Here is a 21989-nt window from a genome sequence, read left to right on the forward strand (position 1 = left end):
TGGTTTTCTCATAAATTCTAAAAGAATTTACTTCGAAGCCATTATATTCAAAAACCTTTTTTACTTGCTTTGTCCCATACACCTCTCCAACTTTTGAATCAATTAATTCTTTAGCCCGTTGTCTTAGAGAATAATTAAAAGTTTGGTGCTCTTTATGCAAGGGCAAAGGCGCTATTGAATTAAATTTGCTTGCATATAAATAGTTCTGTATGGCAATTCCAGCAACCAATTTACAAGTCTGCCCTTTTTGGTTAAAAGGAATAAACTTATTTAAAAACATAAGTTCTATATCTTTACTTTGTAAATCATTTATAAATAGATTGATATCAATTATTTTACCCAACTTTATTCCCTTTCTAGTTTTTAAAACTGATTGTATCTACAGTTTTGCCATTTCAGAAGTAAGCATGGGATCACTATAAATCACAAAACAGTGATTCATTGAGTCACAAGAGGCCTTAATGCTATTTCCTGGGTTAACAGGTGAAGTGATCTCACCATTTTCGCATTGGATTTTAAACTCACCGCCCTGACCAACAGCAGGATACAATTTCAACATAAACGTATTACCCGAAAGATAAGTGGTATCAGCCATGACTAAATGAGTACATCCATTATAAGCCTGACAATGATCTAAATTTTTTATTGTATAAATACCTTGCCAATGTCCGGGTAATTTACTGCATAAGTCATTAGCTCCTTCATCAGAGTACGCCGAAGCCGCAGCAAAACCCATTATGAGCCCTGAAATTAATAAGTTTATTTTGTTGTTCATCATTCTATCCTTAGAAATTACTGTGCGAATGCATATTCTTGCCGATGTTGAACACCGATTCCTGCGAAGTTGAACAGTGATTCCTGTCCATGTTGAACAGCGATTCTTGTTGATGTTGAACACCCACAGATAGTTTTTTGGAGCCGAGGCATAAGATATCGTTTTTCTTGAACATAAGAACAAGGAGAGCGGTTCATGGCTGCGGAGAAACTATCAATGAAAAAAGTAAGAGAAGTATTAAGACTGCATCATGAAGGCTTGGGTTATAGAGCCATCAGCAGGAGCACCCATATAGGACTTGGTAGCGTGAGTCACTATATTCAACGCGCCCAACAGGCTTGCTTGAGCTGGCCATTACCGGAAGATTTAAATGATGAAGTGCTACGGGGCCTATTATTTCCGAAGGAGCAAGGGAGTAAGGAACCTAAAGAGAGTAAGGGGTTAGATTTTAAAAAAATCCACGAGGAGTTAAAACGTAAAGGAGTCACACTGCTGTTGCTTTGGTATGAATATAAAGCAGTTTATCCTCAAGGCTACAGTTACAGTCGCTATTGTCATTTGTACCAGCAGTACGCAAAACAGCTTAATCCCAGCATGAGGATAAGGCACTATGCGGGTGAAAAAATGTTTGTAGACTACTCTGGGTTAACCATGCCTTGTATAGATAAAGACACGGGAGTTATTCATTATGCAGAAGTTTTTGTAGCCGTTTTAGGTGCTTCAAATTACACCTATGTTGAAGCCTGTGCCGGTCAAAGCATAGTGGAATGGATTAAAGCGCATTGCCATGCATTAGAGTTTTTTAAGGGAGTTCCTCGTTGCATTATTCCTGACAATTTAAAAGCAGGCGTGACTAAAGCCCATAGATATGATCCAGATATTCATTCAACCTACCAAGAGCTAGCTAATCACTACGGATGCGCTATAGTTCCCGCACGAACCTACCATCCCAAGGATAAACCCAAAGTTGAAGTGGGAGTTCAGGGCATTCAGCGCTGGATATTGGCGCCACTAAGGGATGTCACTTTCTTCAGTATTGCTGAAATCAATCAGGCATTAGCGCCTTTGCTTAAAGCCTACAATGATCAGCCTTTTCAAAAACTTGAAGGATCACGGCATTCACAATATGAGACTCTGGATAAACCTGCACTAAATCCATTGCCCAGTACACAGCTATATTAGGAAAGTTACGACATGCACGCCTTCGCGAACAAGCATGCATTGAAGATATTGACTATAAAGCAACTAGAGGCATTTCTAAAATTCTGATAAACCAGCTCGCTTTATGTCATTGGATCAAAAATAAAGACAATGTCCTTATTACAGGACCTACCGGGACAGGAAAGACTTACCTGGCTTGCGCCTTGGCTCACAAGGCCTGTCGAATGAAGCTTGGGGCTCGATACATTAGGTTGCCTAAACTCTTTCAAACACTCGATATAGCCAAAGCTGATGGGAGCTATACAAAACTCTTAGAGCAGATTGCAAAAACACCTTTACTCGTGCTTGATGACTGGGGTGTTGCCCAAATGACCGATTCCAATAGGCGTGACTTCCTTGAACTGATTGATGATCGCTATCAACACTCCTCTACGCTCATCACGAGCCAGCTTCCTGTGTCCTTATGGCATGATAGTATTGGTGATGCAACGCTTGGCGATGCTATTTTAGATAGACTCATTCACAATGCCCATCGAATTGAATTAACCGGTGACTCTATGAGAAAAAATAAAACACAAAAAGTGGAGAAAAAAGAAAACTGATTTTATACTAAAAATGAACCGTCGCTTCGCTCCGAAGTGTTCAACTTCGACAGGAATAGGTGTTCAACATGAACAGGAATCACTGTTCAACATCACAGGAATACGCAGCGAAGAAGTATATAACGCAAAGTGCATAAAAAACAGATATACCTTATTTATCAAATATAAATGCGCCGACGTTTTAACCATTTGTAAAGCGTTGAAGGTGAGCACTCAATCAACTTAGCAATAGCACGCTTGTTAATTCCTTTTTTTAGGTAATTTGTTATTTCATCGCGAAAAATATCTAATTTAAGTAAATTAGATTCACCCTTTGGTCGACCAAGTTTTACTCCATCATTTTTTCTCTTTGCTAAAGCTTCTTTAGTACGGGCAGATATAAATTCACGCTCAATTTGTGCAGCTAACCCAAGAATGGTGGCCGTAATGGTTGACTGCATCGAGCCATCTAATACCATATTATTTTTCGCAATGTGCACAGAAACGCCCTTTTGCGCCGCAACCTCCATTATTTCCAATACTTGTAGCGTCGATCGACCCAGCCTAGAAATTTCTGCCGCAACAATGACATCGCCTTTTTCTGCATTCTCTAAAATGCTGCCTATAGCACGCTCACGCCAAGAAGATTTGCCACTGACAGTATCTTCAATAAACGTTAACGCATTAATGCCTCGATGATTGCAATAATCCAAAACACCTAATTTTTGATTCTTGGCATCTTGATGATCAGTAGAAACGCGTAAATAGGCAAAATTTGTCATATTTTTTGTCTTATCTAATAAAACCTAAAATCCAATTTAATTGGACGATATATGTATTATTTAAATGTAAATTAGTATACACTTATAGTCTTCATAAAACCATCGTTTTTTGTGGACAAAAACAACCAAAATGTTTTCCGAAACAAAACAAAATAAACGGATTCGCGTTTTAAAAGACGAAGAATACCAGCAAATTTATGGTCTTCCAATGTTTAGTCGAGAAGAACAAGAATGGTTTTTTGAATTAACTCAGCAAGAGCTGTCTGTTTTAGATACCGAGGCTACGATCGAAACTAAAATTGATGCCTTATTGCAATTGGGTTATTTCAAAGCAAAGCAAAATTTTTTTACTTGGACATTTAGTAGTGTTCAATCTGACTTTGATTATATCCAACATAGATATTTCGATGGTGTAATAACAACTAAAACTACAATTGGCAGAAAAGCCAAACACAATAACCAACAATGGGTGTTATCATTATTTGGTTATGTATTATTCAGCAAAGAAAAACATAACAAGCTGCTATCAGATAAAGCAACTAACGCAGCACGACTGTCTACAGATCCTCTTTTTATATTTCAAGAAATTTTAACCTGGTTTGAAGAAAACAAGCTCGTTCTTGCTGGTTACACAACACTACAGGATATGATTTCTAATGCATTATATGCAGAACAAGAACGGATTAGCACTATTATTAATGCTCAATTGACAAATCTAGAAATAAAATCGTTGTTACAATTGCTTGAGCAACAAGAGGGTCATTTTAGAGTTACTACACTAAAAAAAGAACCTAAAAATTTCAAACCCAAAGCCATTTATAAAGAGATTGAGAACTTTAATAGCTATCTACCTTTGTATGAAATTGCCAAGCGTGTTCTACCTCAACTAGATATATCGAAGAAAAGTATAACTTACTATGCTTCACTAGTTGAACATTATACCGCTCAGGGGTTAAATCGAACCAAACAATTACAGTCCTGTTTGTGGTTATTATGTTTTATAAATTACCGTTATCAACGCATGTGTGATAATTTGGTCACCATGTTTATCTATATTTTCAATCAATATGATAAAGCCATTAAAGAAAGCACCCAGGAACTCTTATTAGCTGAAGCATTGGGCGAAGCAGCACAAAAAGCGGTAGTCGCTAAATTAATGCGCTTTTATATCGATAAAAATATTGATAGAACTCAACCTTTCAGCAGTATTATTGAGAAAGCTTATTCAATTATCGACCCTGAGCTCATAGAGCAAGTGGCTAATCGATATGAAAATCATAAGTTCAACGAAAAATTTACATGGCAGAGCATTGATAACTTAGCACGAACATATAATCCCTTGCTGCGTTCATTGCTCAGAGTTTTGCCATTTACAAGCAATAAGCACCGTTCATTACAACAAGCGCTCACTTTTATCAAAGCTACCCTTGATAATGATATGTCATTAACCAAGGTACCCTATAAGAATTTCCCTAAGCAAATTATATCGGCTGCTATAAAAGAGCATATTCTCGATGAAATAGAGCAGATGATTCACGTTGATCGTTATGAATATTATTGTTATTCAAAGATCACCTATTATTTAGAGAATAAATCTCTTTTTATCAATGACAGTACAAAGTTTCGTTCATTAGAGTCAGAATTGCTCCAAAATTGGCCTAAAGAAAAAGGAGCCGTGCTTAAAAAGCTCAGTAATTCTCGGTTAGACCAGTCGGTTGATCAATTCATTGAAGAAAAAGCTAAACCGCTGGACAAAAAAATCATTGAAATCAATGAAGCCATCCAGAATGGCCAGAATCCAGATGTTAAAATTAAAACAGCAAAAGATGGCTCTATTATTTGGACATTGCCTTATACAAAGAAAGACGTTGAGCTTAATAATCCTTTTTATGAAAAAATTCCCACGGTTAGTATTAGCCAGGTGCTGCATTTTGTGAATCAGCATACTCATTTCATTCAACAATTCACCCATATCAAGCCCCATAAAGCGAAAAGCCAGCTTGATGAGTTGTGTCTTTTTGCCAATCTTATTGGCAAAGGAACGAATTTAGGCTCTAGCAAAATGGCGGATTTATGTGATCTGCCACAAAACGAATTAACTACATCTGATCAAAACTTTATAAGATTAGCCACATTACGTAATGCCAATGATGTGATTAGTAATGCAATTGCGGCCTTACCTATATTTCGTCACTGGAATTTTTCAGCTGATTTATTGCATGCCAGTCTAGATGGACAAAAATTCATTACTGAATTCGAAACATTACTTTCAAGATATTCACCAAAGTATTTTGGTTTGATGAAAGGTGTTGTTGCATATACATTGTTGGCCAACCATATCCCACTGAATGTTAAGATTATTGGCGCCAATGAACATGAAAGTTGTCATTTGTTTGATTTGATATATAACAACACATCGAATGTTCAACCTGATATTTTCTCAACAGATACAGAGGGTAGTAATCAACTGAACTTTTTGTTGCTTTACCTTATCAATAAGGTATTTGCTCCACGTTATCGTTCTTTATCAACCAAAACGGAATCTATCATTTCTTTTTCTGATCCAAAGAAATTTAAAGATCACCTTATTAAGCCATCAAGCCAGCTAAATGTTAATAGATTACTCAAACAGGAAAATAACATTCAACATATTTTGGCTTCACTACTGATCGGCGAAACGAATCAAAGTAATATCATTAGTAAATTGAGCTGTAATGCATTTAGTAATCAAACCAAATTTGCATTATGGGACATGAATGCGGTTTTAATGAGTGATTATTTGTTAGATTACATTAGCGATGTAGTCGTGCGTCAATCAGTGCAAGGCGCATTAAATCGAGGCGAGGCATACCATCAATTACGCCGCCATATCAGTTTAATTCATGGTAAAAATTTTAGCGGGACAAATGATAGAGAAATTTCTGTTTGGAATGAATGTGCTCGCCTATTAGCTAATGCAACTATCTATTACAATGCAAGTATCCTTACAAAGCTTATGGATTATCACGAAAGGGGCGGTGATATAGCACAAGCAAATTTGATCAAACAATTTTCTCCTGTTGCATGGACTCACATTAATTTTTATGGTCGTTACGATCTATTAATAAATGATGTCTCTATCGACCTTGATAAAATCATTAAACAATTATCAACAATTTCCATTGAAATGGATTGTTTACATTTATTGAGCAAAAATTCCGAGGTTCAGTTATATGCCGAAATATAAAGATATAACGATAATTGAGTGTATCAATGAGGAGACTCTATGCCTCACCTAATTATTATTGCAGGCCCTAATGGGGCTGGGAAATCTACAGCGGCTCCAGCTTTATTAAAAGATGCGTTGCATGTTGATAATTTTGTTAACGCGGATGTCATAGCCCAAGGACTTTGTGCCTATCAACCTGAAAAAGCAGCCATTCAGGCTGGTCGTATTATGTTAGATCGCATTCATAAACTTGCAAATGAGGAAGTAAATTTTGCATTCGAAACAACCTTAGCTAGCCGAACTTTTGCGATGTGGATACCCAAACTACAAAAGCAAGGCTATCAATTCCATTTAATTTTTTTATGGCTTCAAAATGCTGATCTTGCAGTTTTTAGGGTTAAAGAACGTGTTAAAACAGGTGGTCATTCTGTTCCAGAATCAACCATTCGAAGACGATACACTGCAGGATTAAAAAATTTCTTCAATTTATACAGTCCATTGGCAGACTCATGGCAATTTTATGACAACTCAAATACCAATCACCTTTCTCTTATCGCTTCAGAAGCCAAGCACCACAGTCTGATTATTAAAGATGAAGAAGTATGGAAACAACTTTTGGAGATTTCTAATGAAAAAAGATAAAAATTTGCTCGATGATAACATCACAAAAATTCTTAATGATCCAGATAAAGTAACAAAAATCATCCAATCTGGTATACAGGATGCATTATTAAAGCATAAACAAGCAGGTAATCAGGTCTGTGAATGGCGCAATAATAAAGTTGTTTGGATTCCAGCCGACAAAATTGTTATTAATAAATAGGGATCAAATGGGGTGGCAAGGAAGAGTTGAATCTAGGGAGACAATTTCGCGGGTATTCTTAAAAGACCCCTTGATGATACGGCAAACAAACGGTGCAAGCATACCAAGAGGATTAGTAAGACCCATAAAACCAAAGATAAAAGTACGGGCGGCTATTTTAATGGACAAGAGCTGGTTTTTTTGCTGTTGATAACCGAGAAAGTAACTATACCAGTAGGTTTTGGATTTTATGAACCTCAACCAGAAATGTCCTCCTGGCGTAAGATATACAGTACCCAAAAGAAAAATGGAGTACCGAAACATCAAAGAGCAGAAAAGCCTACCCCTAACTATGAAAAATATCCAACTAAGTCACAAATCGCATTAAATCTACTCGGTGAATTTACGCAGTCTTTTCCTCAAATAAAAATCCAATGCATTCTTGCAGATGCTCTTTATGGCTCAAGTAAATTCTTCTGCAAAGCCTGTGCTCAATGGGGTATTCAAGTTATTTCTCAGGTAAGACACAATCAAAAAATAAAAACGCGCGGTAAGTTTATTACCATTGAAGAATATTTTAAACGCTACTCATATGGTACTTGTCGAGAAATGGCTATTCGAGGTACTGCAAACCAGTTGGTTACTCTTGATGGAGCCCGGCTACATCTTAAGGCTCATGGTTGTAAACGCTCTATCGTAGCCATCAAATATGAAGGTGAAGAACATTACCGCTATTTAGTTGCTTCGGATTTAACCTGGAGATTGACTGATATTGCTTCAGCCTATACTCTTCGTTGGCTCGCAGAGGTTTTTATTCAAGACTGGAAGGGGTATGAAGGGTGGTGCCAGTTAGCCAAGCAGCAAGGTGACGAGGGATCACGCCAAGGCCTGATACTGAGCCTGTTGTCTGACCACTGCCTGCTCTTACATCCACAACAGAAAGCCTTGGTAGATAACAAGCTACCCGCATTAACTGTAGGTAGCCTGCGAGACTTAGAAAGAATCAACGCTGTAATAGAGTCCATTCAATCCTTGGTATCATCTGATAAAGCCAATCCCCTCATTCATTCAATTTCTGAAAAGGTTGCTGAAGTGATTCACTTGCGACAATCTGCCAAACATATGAGCGGGAGAGACTTGGGAAAATTAGGTCCCTCTGAAAGTTTAAAATACCAAAAATCTGCTGCTTAAGTAGAGAGTAGATTGATTGTCAACATAAAAAATGTCGATCATCGAGTATCACCTATCTGTCGCTGTCGGTATTGGGTTTATTGCTTTAGCAGGAGTGGCCGCAGAAACCGGAGTCATCATGCTCGTATTTCTTAACCAAGCCTTAGAAAAGGTAAAGCTTGAGGCGTTACAGCAACAACGTGCCTTGACTCGAGTGGATGTTTTTGATGCGGTAGTGGCTGGCGCCCTTCTTAGGCTTCGCCCAAAAGTAATGACGGTCACTGCAATTATTGGCGGTCTATTACCGATCATGCTATTAAGCGGCACAGGGTCTGAGGTGATGAGGCGAATTGCTGCCCCAATGGTTGGAGGCATGCTCAGTGCCACGGTACTTACCTTGATTGTCATTCCGGTGGTCTATTTGCTTTGGCAGCAAAGAAAATATAATAAGTAATGAATAACAAAACTATCTAGCTGTTTTTTTAAATATTCATTAGGGATAACCTGAACTCTACTCTTTAGAGTAAGGACTAGCATTCTATCCACATAATTCCTGCGGCACCGATAGAAATTCTTTATAATTTATTTACATCGATAGGCATTACCCTCTAAAGTATGTTTATCGACTAAATGCGTTTTAGGATTACCGCTATAAGTGGCTTTATCTTTTGTAATAACTAAAGTATCGCCTCCTAACTGGGCCGTATTATTTTTCAATGTATTTAATTCGTCTTGATAAAGATGCTCGTGGGATTGATAAGATTGACTGACGCCATTCACATCATATGCAACAACTTTGCCCAAATTTTTGCACTGTTTCATACCGACACTTGATGGAGCAACTGTGATGCTCTGTGCTTCAGGCAATAAAGGGACATTTTTGCTGCTACAACCAACAAATCCAAGAACTAAAAAGGGTAAGACATAGCGGTTTATTGTGTTCATTTATTGTTTTTCCTTCCAAATTGTTCTTATCAACTTTGTCTATTAGTGCGTAATTTTCTTGAAAAAAAAGCTTTCTCCAAAAAAATATTACCTGTAAGAGTAACAGCAAAACAAGACAACATCACTAAATTAGCTCTACTAAGCAGCATCTTTAATGACTTTATTTTCTAGTCCAACATAGAAAAGGATATCACTAACGGAAAAGGAGAATAATTATGTCTCATTTTTTTAATATATTTAAAAAATCAAGCAACTGTAATGTATCCTTCTTAGATATAGGTTTTTTAAAATAAGTAGCTCTATCCTGAGCTTTTGTATCCTCGTTATGTGAGGCGGTTAGAATTATCATCGGTGTATGTTGATTTAATACCGAATTTTTTTGTATGCGCTCAATTAGCTCATAGCAGTTTATATTTTTATTCAAACTCTTATCCACTAAGATAAAGTCATAAACTCTCATTAAAGCCAACTCTAATACCGACTCATCATCCCAAGCCATATCGACTAGATGGTTGAGCTCCAATAAGTGTGAGCGGATAAGAATACGCGATCCTAATGAAGACTCAACCACTAAAAAACGTAACGAATTGTTATTTCGTCCATTCCGCTCTAATTCATTCATCATGCAACCCATTCAGTGATACATAAATAGCCAAGACACTCATTAAACATTCATTTCCTGATATTCAGAATGTCCTTTGTGTGAGTTAAGTAAGCGCAGACCATTCGCTACAACAATTAAGCTTGCTCCCATATCAGCAAATACCGCCATCCAAAGTGTTGCCAATCCTCCTAATGCTAGAATAAAAAACATTCCTTTGATTACAAGAGACAACGTAATATTTTGGCGAAGAATACGCGCCGTTTTTCGGCTTAAATCAATGTATAAAGGAAGCATGGCTAAGTTATCATTCATTAACGCAATATCTGCTGTTTCTAAAGCGGTATCGGTACCTTTCCCCATCGCAAAACTAATTGTGGCCTTAGCTAAAGCGGGTGCATCATTGATTCCATCACCCACCATTCCCACCGTTTTATATTGTTCCAAAAGACGATTTATTGCTTGTAATTTTTCTGTAGGCAAGACATTCGCCTGCACCTCATCAATCCCCACCTCTTTGGCTATAGCCATAGCCGTCAGTGCATTATCACCAGTGAGCATGGCTGTTTTAAGTCCTTGTTGATGCAAAGCTTCAATAGCCCATTTACTCGTAGCACGAAGCGTATCGGCTACCGCAAAAACTGCCAAAACTACTGCTGAATTACTTAAAATAACTGTCGTTTTTCCTTCTTTCTCCAAACGCTTGAGCTCTTGCTCTACAGCAAGAGAGCATACCTTATTATCCTCTGCCAATTGATGATTCCCGACGTAATACAGTTCTTGTCCAACAATACCTTGCACCCCTCGGCCGGGAAGTGCTGAAAACTGCCCTACTTCGAACAAGGATTCATTAGGTTGATTTTGCCGCCAGTATTCAACTAAAGCATGCGCAACTGGATGTTCCGAATGACTATCTAGGCTTGCAGCAAGTAATAAGAAGTACTCTTTGGGTTGTTTTGTATCGTAAACGATAAAATCAGTCACTACAGGTTTTCCTTCGGTTAAGGTGCCTGTTTTATCCAGAGCAATTAATTTTAGCTGGTGACCCATTTCTAAATAGCTGCCTCCTTTGATTAAAACACCGTGTTGTGCCGCTGAAGCCAATCCGCTGACTACTGTCACCGGTGTAGAGATAACCAAAGCACAGGGGCAGGCAATAACTAATAAGGTTAAAGCCTTATATATCCAATCATAAAAGGGGTAGCCAAACACTAAAGGAGGAACAAGTGCAATAAAAAGGGCAATCAAGACCATAATTGGGGTGTAATATTTTGCAAACTCATCGACAAAGCGCTGCGTTGGCGCTCGTTCACTTTGTGCCTGCTCAATGGCTTTGCCAATTTTAGCAAGTAAGGTATCCCCTGAAGCCTTACTGACTTTAACTTCAAAAGCACCGTGCTCATTTAAAGTCCCCGCAAACACAGCATCACCTACTTGCTTACTCACAGGCATGGACTCGCCTGTAATCGGTGCTTGATTAACCGTACTTTGTCCCGATATCAATACCCCATCAAGCGGTATGCGCTCACCGGGTTTTACTTTAAAAACCGCACCAACTGCTACATCCTCTACAGGCATAGTCTGCCATTGACCATTATCCATCTTAATTTGAGCCACCTCAGGCGCAATTTGCATGAGACTGCGGATAGCTAAACGTGCCTTATCCAGAGAATAACGCTCGATGCGCTCGGCAAGGGCAAATAAAACGGTGACCATTGCTGCTTCCGGCCAGGCACCGATAATCATAGCTCCTGTGATTGCAATCAACATCAGACTGTTAATGTTCATGGCTTTGGTACGCAACGCAAGCAACCCCTTTTTAAGGGTAGGTGGGCCGCTTAAGATAATGGCAAGCACTGCAGGAAGAATTACCCAAATTGATTGCTCTTTTGCCCATAAATAAGCAGTTAACTCAGAACAAAGCGCTAAAAGACCTGCCAAAGCAATAAGTCGCCATGAGGAATCAACTCGCCTCTCTTCTTTTGCCGAGGTACTGCCTTGAGTGCGCACACTCATGCCTAACGTTTCGATTTGTTTTTGCAGCACATCAATAGCAGCATGACGATGGTGCACGGTCACTTCTTCAGCAAGGAAATTAAAATCCATCTGTTCCACTTCAGGAATCATTGCTAATTGCCGCCTGATTAATTGCTCTTCAGTAGGGCAATCCAGCCCTGCTACAAAAAAAGTGGTTAAAGTTAGAGGCTTTGTCATAATGAATTCCCGCATTGGCCGCAAAATTTTGCACCAGCAACAACAGTGACTCCACAAGTGCATTGAGTATTCTCAAGGCCGCTGCCACATTGACTGCAAAAACGTGCTCCAGGAGCAAGAGAAACCTTACAGCGCGGGCAGTTCAACCCTGCTGACTCACGATTAGTTGAATAATTACCGTGTTGGCTTTTTTGACCATGATGAGAATTTTTGTAGTTGTCATAATGTCCACCCAAAGTTCCAAGCATGCGTTTTAAAAAACTCATATTAATTCTCCGTCTCTTCAGTAAAGTGTTTGAGCATGTCCTCTAAAATACAACGAACATGCATGTCATAAATACTGTAAAAAATATGTTTTCCTTTGCGATTAGCGACTAAAAGGCGAGCTGATCGCAACAAGCTCAAATGATGACTGGCCAAGGGCACTGAAAGTTGCAGTTGTTCTGCCAGCTCTGAAACTGACTTCGTGCCTTCCAGGCATACCAAAAGAAGTTTTAAACGATTAGGTTCACCCATCAGGTGCAAGATGTCACTGAGCGTTATAATTTGATCTTGGTTTAGCATAATCAATCAAACAGTTAAATAAGCATTTAACTATTAGTGTAGCTTATTAATAAGAGTTGTCAAAACACTGTCCGTTGTCTTTTGCTCAAAAGAGCTATAATTAAATCAATATATTTTTGCATAAGGAAGAAGAATGACGTCCCTTCTTTCAAGTCATAGTCTTCTTATCCTCTTAGGGATTCTTTTTTTTATGGGAATAATTTTGATAACTCTTGCAAAAGGAAGCTCCGGCCACAAAATGAACTTTATAACACGCTTGGGATTTTACCTTGCTCTTGTTTCATCACTTATCTTTGCTATCGTGCTCTTCCTGGATGTCTTGCCACTTTTCTTAAAATGATATGATTACTCATATAGTTACTGACTCACTATAGAAATCACTAGTCCTTGCTGGATTGTTTAACCAGTGATTTTTTGTGTCGCTGATGAAACAAGTAATATAAACCAGGCAACACTAAAAGTGTTAGAAATGTTGATGAAATAATGCCTCCTATGACCACCGTTGCCAAGGGGCGTTGTACTTCAGAACCCGTGCCTGTAGCTAAAGCCATCGGCACAAAACCCAAAGAAGCCACTAAAGCCGTCATGAGTACCGGGCGAAGCCTCGCCAGCGAGCCCTGTAATACTGCATCCTTCAAATACATTTTTTTCTCATCATGTAGTTTATTGATAAAGGTAATCATGACAAGACCATTAAGCACTGCCACCCCTGATAAAGCAATAAACCCGACACCGGCTGAAATGGACAAGGGAATGGCTCTTATCCATAAGGCAAAAACACCACCAGTTAATGCCAAAGGAATACCACTAAAGACTAAGAGCGCATCTCGTACTCGACCAAAGCTCATAAACAGCAATAAGAAAATGCCTAATAAAGTGATGGGAACGACGATTTGTAGCCGTTGGGAGGCTGATTGCAACTGCTCAAATTGGCCACCCCAATCCACCCAATACCCACTCGGAATTGTAACATTCTGGTCAATCCGTTGTTTGGCTTCATTCACAAACGAGCTTAAATCTCGGTTACGTACGTTAGCACTCACCACCACGCGCCGCTTGCCGCTTTCACGACTTATTTGATTCGGGCTTTCACTACGCACCATTTTGGCTACTTCACTCAAAGGAATAAAATGCTCCTCGCCATCTTTTGCCAAAGGCAAAGGAATAAACACTTGGCGCAGTACATTGGGATCTGTGCGTAAACTTTCCGGCAAGCGTACCACTAAATCAAAACGTTTGTCCCCTTCAAAGAGCTCACCACCCTTTTTGCCGCCTGTGGCAATCACAATTGCGTCTTGAACGGTACCAATTTGTAATCCGTAGCGCGCCAAAGCATCGCGATTGATTTCAACGGTAAGTAGCGGTAAGCCACTGACCTGCTCTACCTTCACATCAGCAGCACCTGGGACTTTTTTTAATTGGGCGCTAATAGTTTCTGCAACTTCAAGCAAAGTATTCATGTCATCACCAAATACTTTCACTGCAACATCACTGCGTACCCCAGAAATCAATTCATTGAACCGCATTTGAATGGGTTGGGTGAACTCATAGTTATTACCAGGAATTTGCTTTACTGCTTGCTCAATTTCCTGGACTAATTCCTGTTTGGTTTTTTTAGGATTAGGCCAATCCTTTCGAGGCTTTAACATAATAAAGGTATCAGCGACACTGGGTGGCATGGGATCTGTTGCCACTTCTGCAGTACCCAGTTTTGCAAAGACTCGTTTTACTTCGGGAAATTGGCTTATCCGCTCTTCGACTAAATATTGCATCGTAATGGCTTGAGTTAAACTGGTTCCTGGAATACGCATGGCATGCAAGGCAATATCACCTTCATCAAGGCTTGGAATAAATTCTCCGCCTAAACGAAACGCAAGAAAAAAACTCATTACAACCAAAGCAACTGCGGCTCCTATCACCACCTGTCTTGCATGAAAACAGCGGCGTAAAGCTTTAGCATAAGCAAGCGAGAGATAGTGTACTAACCAATTTTCCTTTTCTTGTACGCGTCCGCCTAGAAAAATCGCCACGGCTGCCGGAACAAAAGTCAGCGCAAAAAGCATGGAGGCGAGCAGCGCAATAATTACCGTTTCAGCCATGGGCAAAAACATTTTTCCTTCAACACCGGTGAGTGTTAAAATAGGTAAATAAACAACCGTGATAATAAAAACGCCAAAGATACTGGGCCGAATCACTTCGGTAGTAGCATAGGCAATGACTTTCAAACGCTCTTCTAAATTTAAAATACGATGCAAGGCATGCTGTTGTTCACCCAAATGCTTAATGCAGTTTTCAACAATAATCACCGCACCATCCACAATTAAACCAAAATCAAGCGCACCTAAGCTCATCAAATTGGCACTGATTTTATTAGATACCATCCCTGTAATGGTAAGCAGCATCGATAAAGGAATCACCATCGCAGTAATAAGGGCTGCTCGAACGTTGCCTAAAAAAAGAAACAAAATCACGCAAACGAGTAATGCCCCTTCGAGTAAGTTTTTCTTAACCGTATTAATGGTGGCGTTCACCAGTAAGGTCCGATTGTAAACCGTGACAGCTTCAATACCTTGAGGCAAGGTTTTATTGATTTCTTTCATTTTAGCAGCCACCCGTTCAGACACAGTACGGCTGTTTTCACCCATAAGCATAAATACAGTACCTAAGACAACTTCCTTGCTGTTCTCCGTTGCAGCACCAGTACGTAACTCTTTACCCAGTGCCACCTCAGCAACATCACGAATTCGAATGGGTGTCCCTTCAAAACTAGCAATGACAATGTGTTCAATATCGGAGATGTTTTGAACCTGGCCCGGAACGCGAATTAAGTTTTGCTCTCCATTGGTTTCAATATACCCCGCGCCAACATTCGCATTATTGCGATCTAATGCTTCAACGACATCGTTTAAACTTAAACGATATCGAACTAGCTTCATAGGATCGGGGGTTATATGAAATTGTTTTTCATAGCCGCCAATGGTGTTCACTTCCGCAACACCTTCAACATTACGCAGTTGTGGCTTAATGATCCAATCTTGAACGGTACGCAGTTCCGTGGGGCTATAGCGCTGACTTGCAGGCACATTAGATTTATTAGTTACCGTATACATAAAAATCTCACCAAGCCCAGTTGAGATAGGACCTAAAGTGGTTTCTACTCCTGGTGGGAGCTTATCCTTTACTTCTTGCAAGCGCTCATTAATCAATTGCCGCGCAAAATAGATGTTAGTTCCCTCTTTAAATACGACAGTGACTTGCGATAATCCATAGCGTGATAAAGAACGGGTGTCATCCAAATTAGGAAGCCCGCTCATGGATAACTCAATAGGAAAAGTAATTCGTTGCTCCACCTCAAAGGGTGAATAGCCTGAAGCTTGAGTATTGATTTGCACTTGAACGTTGGTGATATCAGGAACTGCATCAATAGGCAAACGTTGAAAATTATAAACACCATAAACAGCAATGACTGCCGTAAACAACAAAACAAACCAGCGATGTTTTAGGGAAAAACGAATTATTTTCTCAAGCATCATTCATCCTTAGTGATCGTGGCTTGCGCCATCCTTACCTAATTCAGCTTTAATAAAAAAGCTGTTTTTACTGACATAATGCTGGCCTGGATCAATACCTGATACCACTTCCACCCATTGGTCATCTTTTTCACCCAAAATGACCGGAGTCGCCTCAAAATAATCGCCTTGCTGGATAAAAACCACATCCAGTTCATTCATCTGTTGGATGGCAGACAAAAGGATTGCTACGGGTACCGTTTTTTCTTTAATGGTAATCGCTGCATTAACATACATACCAGGCAACCAGACACGAGGCTCATTAGAAAGTACTGCGCGTGCTAACGTTGTTTGACTGTCTTCGATGCCTAATGGCGCAATGTAGGAAATGATGCTGGTGGACTTTGGCGTTCCCTCATCTCCAGTCACCGTCACTTCCATCCCTTTTTTTACCAAGGGCGCTTCTTTACGATACAAGGTAAAATCAGCCCACACATTAGCTAAGTTAGCCACTTCATAAATGGGTTTGGTATTTTGTGCCAGCTCTCCATTGGTTGCGTATTTTTGCACTATAGTTCCGGTCATAGGTGCATTAATTGTATAATTTTGTAAACTTTCGTTACTCTCAATCGTGGCTAATACTTCCCCCTTGGTTACTTCTTCTCCCAGATTTTTAGTCATTGATTTTATAATTCCTGAATAGCGCGCATAAATAGGTGCTAAAATATCTCGATTGGGAACAATTTTACCTACGACCTTTAATTGGGTTTTAATCGTTTGGACTTGAGCCTTTGCCGTTTGAATATCAGCCGCCTTAAGAATGGCGGGAACAAGTTTAACTCGCCCTTCGTAGGTCGCATAATGCCAAGTATAGCGTTTATCCTGCAGTTCTAGCTGAATGCTCACATCAAAAGAATGAGGCTCTTCAATCACCTCAACGCTTTGTAAAAAATTCTCAACAGGAACGAAGGTAATTACCTCTTTTTTATCACCAAATCGCGTTAATTGAACACTTAACTGCGCTTTCCCAGGTGCAATGGATTCACCATTTTTGTAAAGATAGGCGCGAAAATGGGGTGGCATGCCACGTTCAAAGATCAAAAGCTCAAGGGCCATATCTCCATCTTTAAACAAGCGACCACCTTGTGGGCCCTTTTCTATAGTTTCTTGATTATTGTTTTCTTCAGCGCCATGAGATGCTTCAGTGGCCCATAATGAACATGAGCTGAATATCAAAAGCAGTATGCATATAAAGAATGATTTAATATGATTCATTGACTCTCCTTAATAGGATTTAGTCCTAAAAGCCCAGTAAGTTGAATTATAGCTTTATGATAATCCGCATGCGCCTGTTGGTAATGGCGCTCTTCTTCGTATAACGAATTAAGGGCTGTGGATAATTCAATGTAAGTGTAACGTCCCATTTGGTAGCCGTCCTGTGCCAATTTGATCGATTTGCGTGCCAAAGGCAATAACGAATTCGTCACTTGAGTGGCCTCATAGTGACTTTGCTCGGCTTGTAAAAAAGCGGTATAGACATTTTGACGCACATCAAGGCTTGTGCCTTGAAGCTCATGAGCCGTTTGTGTGTATTGTGCTTCGGCGGTTATGATTTTACCTTGATTTCGATTGTAGACGGGGACTTCTGCAAAAGCAGAAGCCACTACAGCATTGCTGTCGTCATCAGAAAAATGACGACCCCCCAGTTGAATGTTTAAATCCGGCCACACCGACTTTTTCACTGCAGTTATGGTCGCGCGTTTAGCTTGTAATTGCTGTTGCAGTTGCACTAACTGCGGGCTTTGCGGTAATTTTTTGAGTAATTGAAGCCAGTTCAATGAAACATCTGGGAGACCCTTATCCACCAGGGATCTGTCGACTCGCAAACCATCTCCTAATAAGCGAGCCAATTTTGCACGCTGCAACAAAGCATCGCGAGCCGCTTTCTTTTCTTGGATGCGTGCTTCTCCCAATCGTACTTGTGCTAAACGCAAATCTAATTCAGCGCCAGCGCCTGCCTTAACCCGACTCTCGATTGCGCTGACAATGTCTTGGTTAAGTCGAATGAGTTTTTTAGTGACCTGATGCCATTGCCCAGCATAAAGTGCATCCACATAAACCACGCCAACTGCCATATAAAGTATCGCTTTTTGTACTTGAATTTGCGCAAGAGAAGCCAAATAATCCGCATAGGTTACTTTTTCAAATACTGCAATCGATGTCCCAAAGGGATAGGTTGAGTCACCGAAGCGGTGGTTTCTGCAGCTTCATAACTCGAATAACTCCCCGAACCGCCAAAATTTTCTGCCGTCAGCGTTAATTGGGGGTTGGGATAAAGACCGCTTTGAATAAAATAGCCGCGCATCGCATGTGCTTTATCTATTTCAGCTTGTAATTCGGGATTATTGCGATAAGCAATGTCCAGAGCTTGTTTGAAGGTAAATGGGGTGGCCGCAAGCACTTCGCTCATCACAAAGTTGATTGCAATACAAAGCACTGAATAAAATAAATAACGCATTCCCTACCTATTAAGTAATCCATACCAAACTTTATTGTTCCAGTGTATCTTGATTTTAGGCCTTGATACATCCTATTGCTAAAAAAATCATGTGAAATCTAATACCAAAACACTGAAATGGTACTCAAATTAATATACACTACTTTTATAGTCTCTCGTCCTAATTATCCTATGTTGATGCGATTGTTCTTAATTTTATTAATGCTCTTGACTGCTGAACTAAGAGCCCAATCATTAACCATAGGGATAGTAGCATACGACCCACCATTTTCAATGAATGCCGACAAAAATCATTTCTTTGGATTTGACATCGAGCTCATGTCGGAACTATGCAAGCAAATCAGTGTCCAGTGTCATTTCGAACCCATGCTGTTTGACGCGCTGTTTACAGACATAAATGAAGGGAAAATTGACTTGGCGATTGCAGCAATTACCATCACAAACGAACGGCAGCAAAAATTTCTTTTTAGTCTTCCTTATCTAGCCAGTGAAGCACGTTTTGTTACCACAAAAAACAGCTTAATCAAAACGCTTAAAAAGCTTAACAATAAAACAATAGGCATTATAAAAGGTTCACTCTTCAAACAATTAATTACTCAGAAATTTAAAACCAACTTGATTAAAGAATATCCCTCAACCAATCAATTAATTACTGCCTTAAATCAACAAGAAGTGGATGCTCTGCTGATGGATGATTTTTCTGCTGATTATTGGATAGCCAATAATAACACCTTGTTTAAAGGAATAGGGAGGCCCTTCTCTGTGGGGATTGGTTATGGAATCATGGCCAAAATCAATTCCATAGTGCTGATGAATCAAATCAACCAGGCCTTAAAACACCTCGAAAAAAATGGGGTGTATTTATCCTTATATCAGAAATATTTTCATAACATACCCATGCATTAATATTAATCATAATATGAAAATAGCTTTCTAATATAATGAGTTTATATCCATTCACAACATAGAAAAATAGGTTTATATTGATAGATTCTTAACTCCACCCACCCTAACTGAAGGCGAAGTAATCATGAAAAAAAGCATTCTTCTTTCTATTTATGGAGGACTTATTTTTGCTTTAGCCTCACAAACAGTCCTGGCCGATGAAATTCCCAGTCGCACCTTACCGATGTCTGAAATCCTAAAAATAATACAAGCACGGGGCTACAGCGCGATACGAGAAGTAGAATTTGATGATGGTTTATATGAAGTAGAAGCATTGGATGGGAAAGGAAATCAAATTATAGTGCGCATGAATCCTCATACAGGTGATTTCATCAAAAACCCAATACCCAATAAATACCCCATCTCAATACTCGAGGCTGCACAGAAAATTGAAGATGCTGGTTATCATACCATCTACAAAATTGAGGTGCATGGCAGTCAGTATGAAGTGAATGCCCTTGATAAAAAGTACAAAAAAGTAAAATTAAGATTAGATGCCAGTACTGGCAAAATTTATCATCTTGAGTAAATATATAGAGCAAAAAATAATAAATTTGCCTATTTATTTTTTTGGTGCTAATAAATATTAGTAACAATTTTGTGTGTGGGTTTTAATATAGTCATAATCAATGCACAATAAATACTCTGAGAAATTGACTTTGTCTGAAGCAAACAATAGCAATGAAAACATTTATGTAAGCACCTGAGATAATCGCATCTATTGATGAGATAATCATCCTTATTCAACATTCAAAGCATGTTTGCATAAAATAGGAGAGAATCAATGTGGCGTATTCGATCCATTTCACCTACTTTTGCAGCCCTTGGTGCAGCACTATTTTTTGGGGCTAGTACGCCGATTGCTAAGGAGCTGGTGGGACAAATACCGCCTTTATTGCTAGCTGGATTATTGTATGTAGGAAGTGGTGGAGGGTTAATTCTAATACGCTTAATTAAGGATCGCGGATGGCATCATTCGACCTTGGTAAAAGGGGACTGGCTTTGGATGACAGGTGCTATTAGTTTCGGTGGTGTATTGGGACCTATCTTGTTGATGGTTGGTTTACAACAAACAAGTGCTGCTAGAGCGTCGTTGTTGTTGAATCTTGAGGCTGTACTCACTGCTTTATTGGCATGGATGATTTTCAAAGAGCATACATCATACAAGATTGTGCTCGGTATGCTTCTGATTGTAGCTGGAGGAATTCTCTTATCGTGGCCTCATGGCGTAGCAAGCCAGCAAAATACTCTTGGGCCAATTGCCATTGCAGGAGCCTGTTTATGTTGGGCGATTGACAATAACTTTACCCGGAACATTTCTGCTGGCGATCCTTTGTTCATTGCAGGAAGTAAAGGCTTAATCGCAGGGGTTGTGAATACAAGCTTAGCGCTCTTACTCGGTATAAGCATTCCCAACTGGCAAACAATTAGCTATGCATTTTCTGTCGGGTTTATCGGTTACGGAGCCAGCCTTGTTTTATTCGTCCTGGCTTTACGTGGTCTTGGTACTGCTCGAACAGGCGCCTATTTTTCAACAGCACCGTTTATTGGCGCCGCCATTGCCATTTTATTTTTTCAAGATAGGCCATCAATAGTCTTTTGGGCTGCAGCACTATTAATGGGAATTGGTGTATGGTTACATCTTACCGAGCATCACGAACACGAACATAAGCACGAGCCATTTTCACACGATCACCGACATATTCATGATGAGCATCATCAGCATACACACGAATCCCATTGGGATGAAAAGGAGCCCCACGCTCATGCCCACCATCATAAAGCGCTTACGCATTCGCATCCCCATTATCCCGATATACATCATAGACATCATCATAAATAAACCAGGATTCGATAGTATCTACGCACCTATTCCAGGGGCATCCTCATTTTTTTGTCACTTATCTGGTTTTTTTAACATTATAATTTTTTAATGGAATGGTTCTAATAGAAATTTTTAATGAACTCAAGTGGAGATTGAAAAATTACTACTTTGCAATATACTTATTTGCAGGTCTACTTATAGAAATAAAAAGCACAATGAGTGAGATAAATAAAATCGCCCTATCAATTAAGAAGTACATTTGGATATTGTATCTGGTAAAACATGATCCCAGAATTAGTTGGAATGAGGTGGTCAAGTAAATTGACACACCCAGTTAAGCAACTTTCTTAAATTCCCCCCAAACCCGTTCAAACTGATTCGGATTCATA

General features: G+C 39.5%; 19 protein-coding genes and 2 pseudogenes. 10 read left to right on the forward strand and 11 right to left on the reverse strand.

The window, feature by feature from the left end; translation table 11 throughout:
• Both Lwal_RS16245 and Lwal_RS16250 read right to left on the reverse strand, forming a co-directional pair.
• A pseudogene (locus tag Lwal_RS16245) lies at nt 1–343 on the reverse strand (hypothetical protein); the annotation flags it as partial.
• A 36-nt stretch (nt 344–379) separates the two neighbouring features.
• Nucleotides 380–775 (reverse strand): hypothetical protein, encoded by a 396-nt coding sequence (locus tag Lwal_RS16250; protein WP_058481828.1) that lies wholly within the window; start codon nt 773–775, stop codon nt 380–382.
• Nucleotides 776–970: 195 nt separating this feature from the next.
• Between Lwal_RS16250 and istA the strand changes: the two genes are divergently transcribed.
• Both istA and istB read left to right on the forward strand, forming a co-directional pair.
• On the forward strand, nt 971–1957 hold the full coding sequence (istA, locus tag Lwal_RS16255) for an IS21 family transposase (protein WP_058481829.1): 987 nt from the start codon (nt 971–973) through the stop codon (nt 1955–1957).
• Entirely contained in the window at nt 1951–2538 is a 588-nt protein-coding gene (gene istB, locus Lwal_RS17185) for an IS21-like element helper ATPase IstB (protein ID WP_274519330.1), read from the forward strand. The genes istA and istB overlap by 7 nt, the downstream gene beginning before the upstream one ends.
• A 158-nt stretch (nt 2539–2696) precedes the next feature.
• On the opposite strand, the gene Lwal_RS16265 is transcribed toward istB, so the two are convergent.
• Entirely contained in the window at nt 2697–3299 is a 603-nt protein-coding gene (locus Lwal_RS16265; RefSeq protein WP_058481831.1) for a recombinase family protein, read from the reverse strand.
• Between the two features lie 130 nt (nt 3300–3429).
• Here Lwal_RS16265 and Lwal_RS16270 point away from each other — a divergent pair, with 130 nt between their 5' ends.
• Genes Lwal_RS16270 through Lwal_RS16290 form a run of 5 tightly spaced genes read left to right on the forward strand, consistent with a single transcriptional unit; the run spans nt 3430 to nt 8933 of the window.
• Nucleotides 3430–6525, forward strand: a complete 3096-nt coding sequence (locus tag Lwal_RS16270) for a Tn3 family transposase (RefSeq protein ID WP_058481832.1) — start codon at nt 3430–3432, stop codon at nt 6523–6525.
• 39 nt (nt 6526–6564) lie between these two features.
• Nucleotides 6565–7149: an ATPase gene (locus tag Lwal_RS16275; RefSeq protein WP_058481833.1), complete on the forward strand. Its 585-nt coding sequence runs from the start codon at nt 6565–6567 to the stop codon at nt 7147–7149.
• Nucleotides 7136–7330: a hypothetical protein gene (locus Lwal_RS16280; RefSeq protein WP_058481834.1), complete on the forward strand. Its 195-nt coding sequence runs from the start codon at nt 7136–7138 to the stop codon at nt 7328–7330. The genes Lwal_RS16275 and Lwal_RS16280 overlap by 14 nt, the downstream gene beginning before the upstream one ends.
• Nucleotides 7331–7384: 54 nt before the next feature.
• The gene (locus Lwal_RS18010) at nt 7385–8500 is read left to right on the forward strand and encodes a transposase (RefSeq protein WP_269458323.1); all 1116 of its coding nucleotides are present in this window, start codon (nt 7385–7387) and stop codon (nt 8498–8500) included.
• Nucleotides 8501–8531: 31 nt separating this feature from the next.
• Nucleotides 8532–8933 (forward strand): efflux RND transporter permease subunit, encoded by a 402-nt coding sequence (locus Lwal_RS16290; protein WP_058481836.1) that lies wholly within the window; start codon nt 8532–8534, stop codon nt 8931–8933.
• Nucleotides 8934–9061: 128 nt separating this feature from the next.
• Here Lwal_RS16290 and Lwal_RS16295 read toward each other — a convergent pair whose 3' ends face one another.
• The 8 genes and pseudogenes from Lwal_RS16295 to Lwal_RS16335 all read right to left on the reverse strand — a co-directional run bounded on the left by Lwal_RS16295 (nt 9062) and on the right by Lwal_RS16335 (nt 18830).
• Nucleotides 9062–9424 (reverse strand): DUF4156 domain-containing protein, encoded by a 363-nt coding sequence (locus Lwal_RS16295; RefSeq protein ID WP_058481837.1) that lies wholly within the window; start codon nt 9422–9424, stop codon nt 9062–9064.
• A 220-nt stretch (nt 9425–9644) separates the two neighbouring features.
• Complete coding sequence (locus Lwal_RS16300) at nt 9645–10049, reverse strand: response regulator (protein ID WP_065235683.1); 405 nt, start codon at nt 10047–10049, stop codon at nt 9645–9647.
• Between the two features lie 39 nt (nt 10050–10088).
• On the reverse strand, nt 10089–12239 hold the full coding sequence (locus tag Lwal_RS16305; protein WP_058481839.1) for a heavy metal translocating P-type ATPase: 2151 nt from the start codon (nt 12237–12239) through the stop codon (nt 10089–10091).
• Nucleotides 12236–12505 (reverse strand): zinc ribbon domain-containing protein, encoded by a 270-nt coding sequence (locus Lwal_RS16310; protein ID WP_058481840.1) that lies wholly within the window; start codon nt 12503–12505, stop codon nt 12236–12238. The genes Lwal_RS16305 and Lwal_RS16310 overlap by 4 nt, the downstream gene beginning before the upstream one ends.
• Before the next feature lies 1 nt (nt 12506).
• A complete protein-coding gene (locus tag Lwal_RS16315; protein ID WP_058481841.1) occupies nt 12507–12803 on the reverse strand; it encodes an ArsR/SmtB family transcription factor in 297 nt (98 codons plus the stop codon).
• A gap of 380 nt (nt 12804–13183) precedes the next feature.
• Nucleotides 13184–16333 carry a CusA/CzcA family heavy metal efflux RND transporter gene (locus tag Lwal_RS16325; RefSeq protein ID WP_058481843.1) on the reverse strand — a complete coding sequence of 1050 codons (3150 nt, stop codon included), beginning with the start codon at nt 16331–16333 and terminating at the stop codon, nt 13184–13186.
• A 9-nt stretch (nt 16334–16342) separates the two neighbouring features.
• Complete coding sequence (locus Lwal_RS16330; RefSeq protein ID WP_058481844.1) at nt 16343–17587, reverse strand: efflux RND transporter periplasmic adaptor subunit; 1245 nt, start codon at nt 17585–17587, stop codon at nt 16343–16345.
• Nucleotides 17584–18830: pseudogene (locus Lwal_RS16335) on the reverse strand (TolC family protein). The gene Lwal_RS16330 and the pseudogene Lwal_RS16335 overlap by 4 nt, the downstream one beginning before the upstream one ends.
• A 117-nt stretch (nt 18831–18947) precedes the next feature.
• Here Lwal_RS16335 and Lwal_RS16340 point away from each other — a divergent pair.
• The 3 genes from Lwal_RS16340 to Lwal_RS16350 all read left to right on the forward strand — a co-directional run bounded on the left by Lwal_RS16340 (nt 18948) and on the right by Lwal_RS16350 (nt 21618).
• Entirely contained in the window at nt 18948–19736 is a 789-nt protein-coding gene (locus Lwal_RS16340) for a transporter substrate-binding domain-containing protein (protein ID WP_231951000.1), read from the forward strand.
• A gap of 124 nt (nt 19737–19860) precedes the next feature.
• Nucleotides 19861–20304, forward strand: coding sequence for a PepSY domain-containing protein (locus tag Lwal_RS16345; RefSeq protein WP_058481845.1), 444 nt, complete (start codon nt 19861–19863; stop codon nt 20302–20304).
• Nucleotides 20305–20559: 255 nt separating this feature from the next.
• Complete coding sequence (locus Lwal_RS16350) at nt 20560–21618, forward strand: DMT family transporter (protein ID WP_058481846.1); 1059 nt, start codon at nt 20560–20562, stop codon at nt 21616–21618.
• Nucleotides 21619–21989: the final 371 nt, after the last annotated feature.

The sequence above is a fragment of the Legionella waltersii genome (genome assembly GCF_001468085.1).
GTDB classification, from domain to species: domain Bacteria; phylum Pseudomonadota; class Gammaproteobacteria; order Legionellales; family Legionellaceae; genus Legionella; species Legionella waltersii.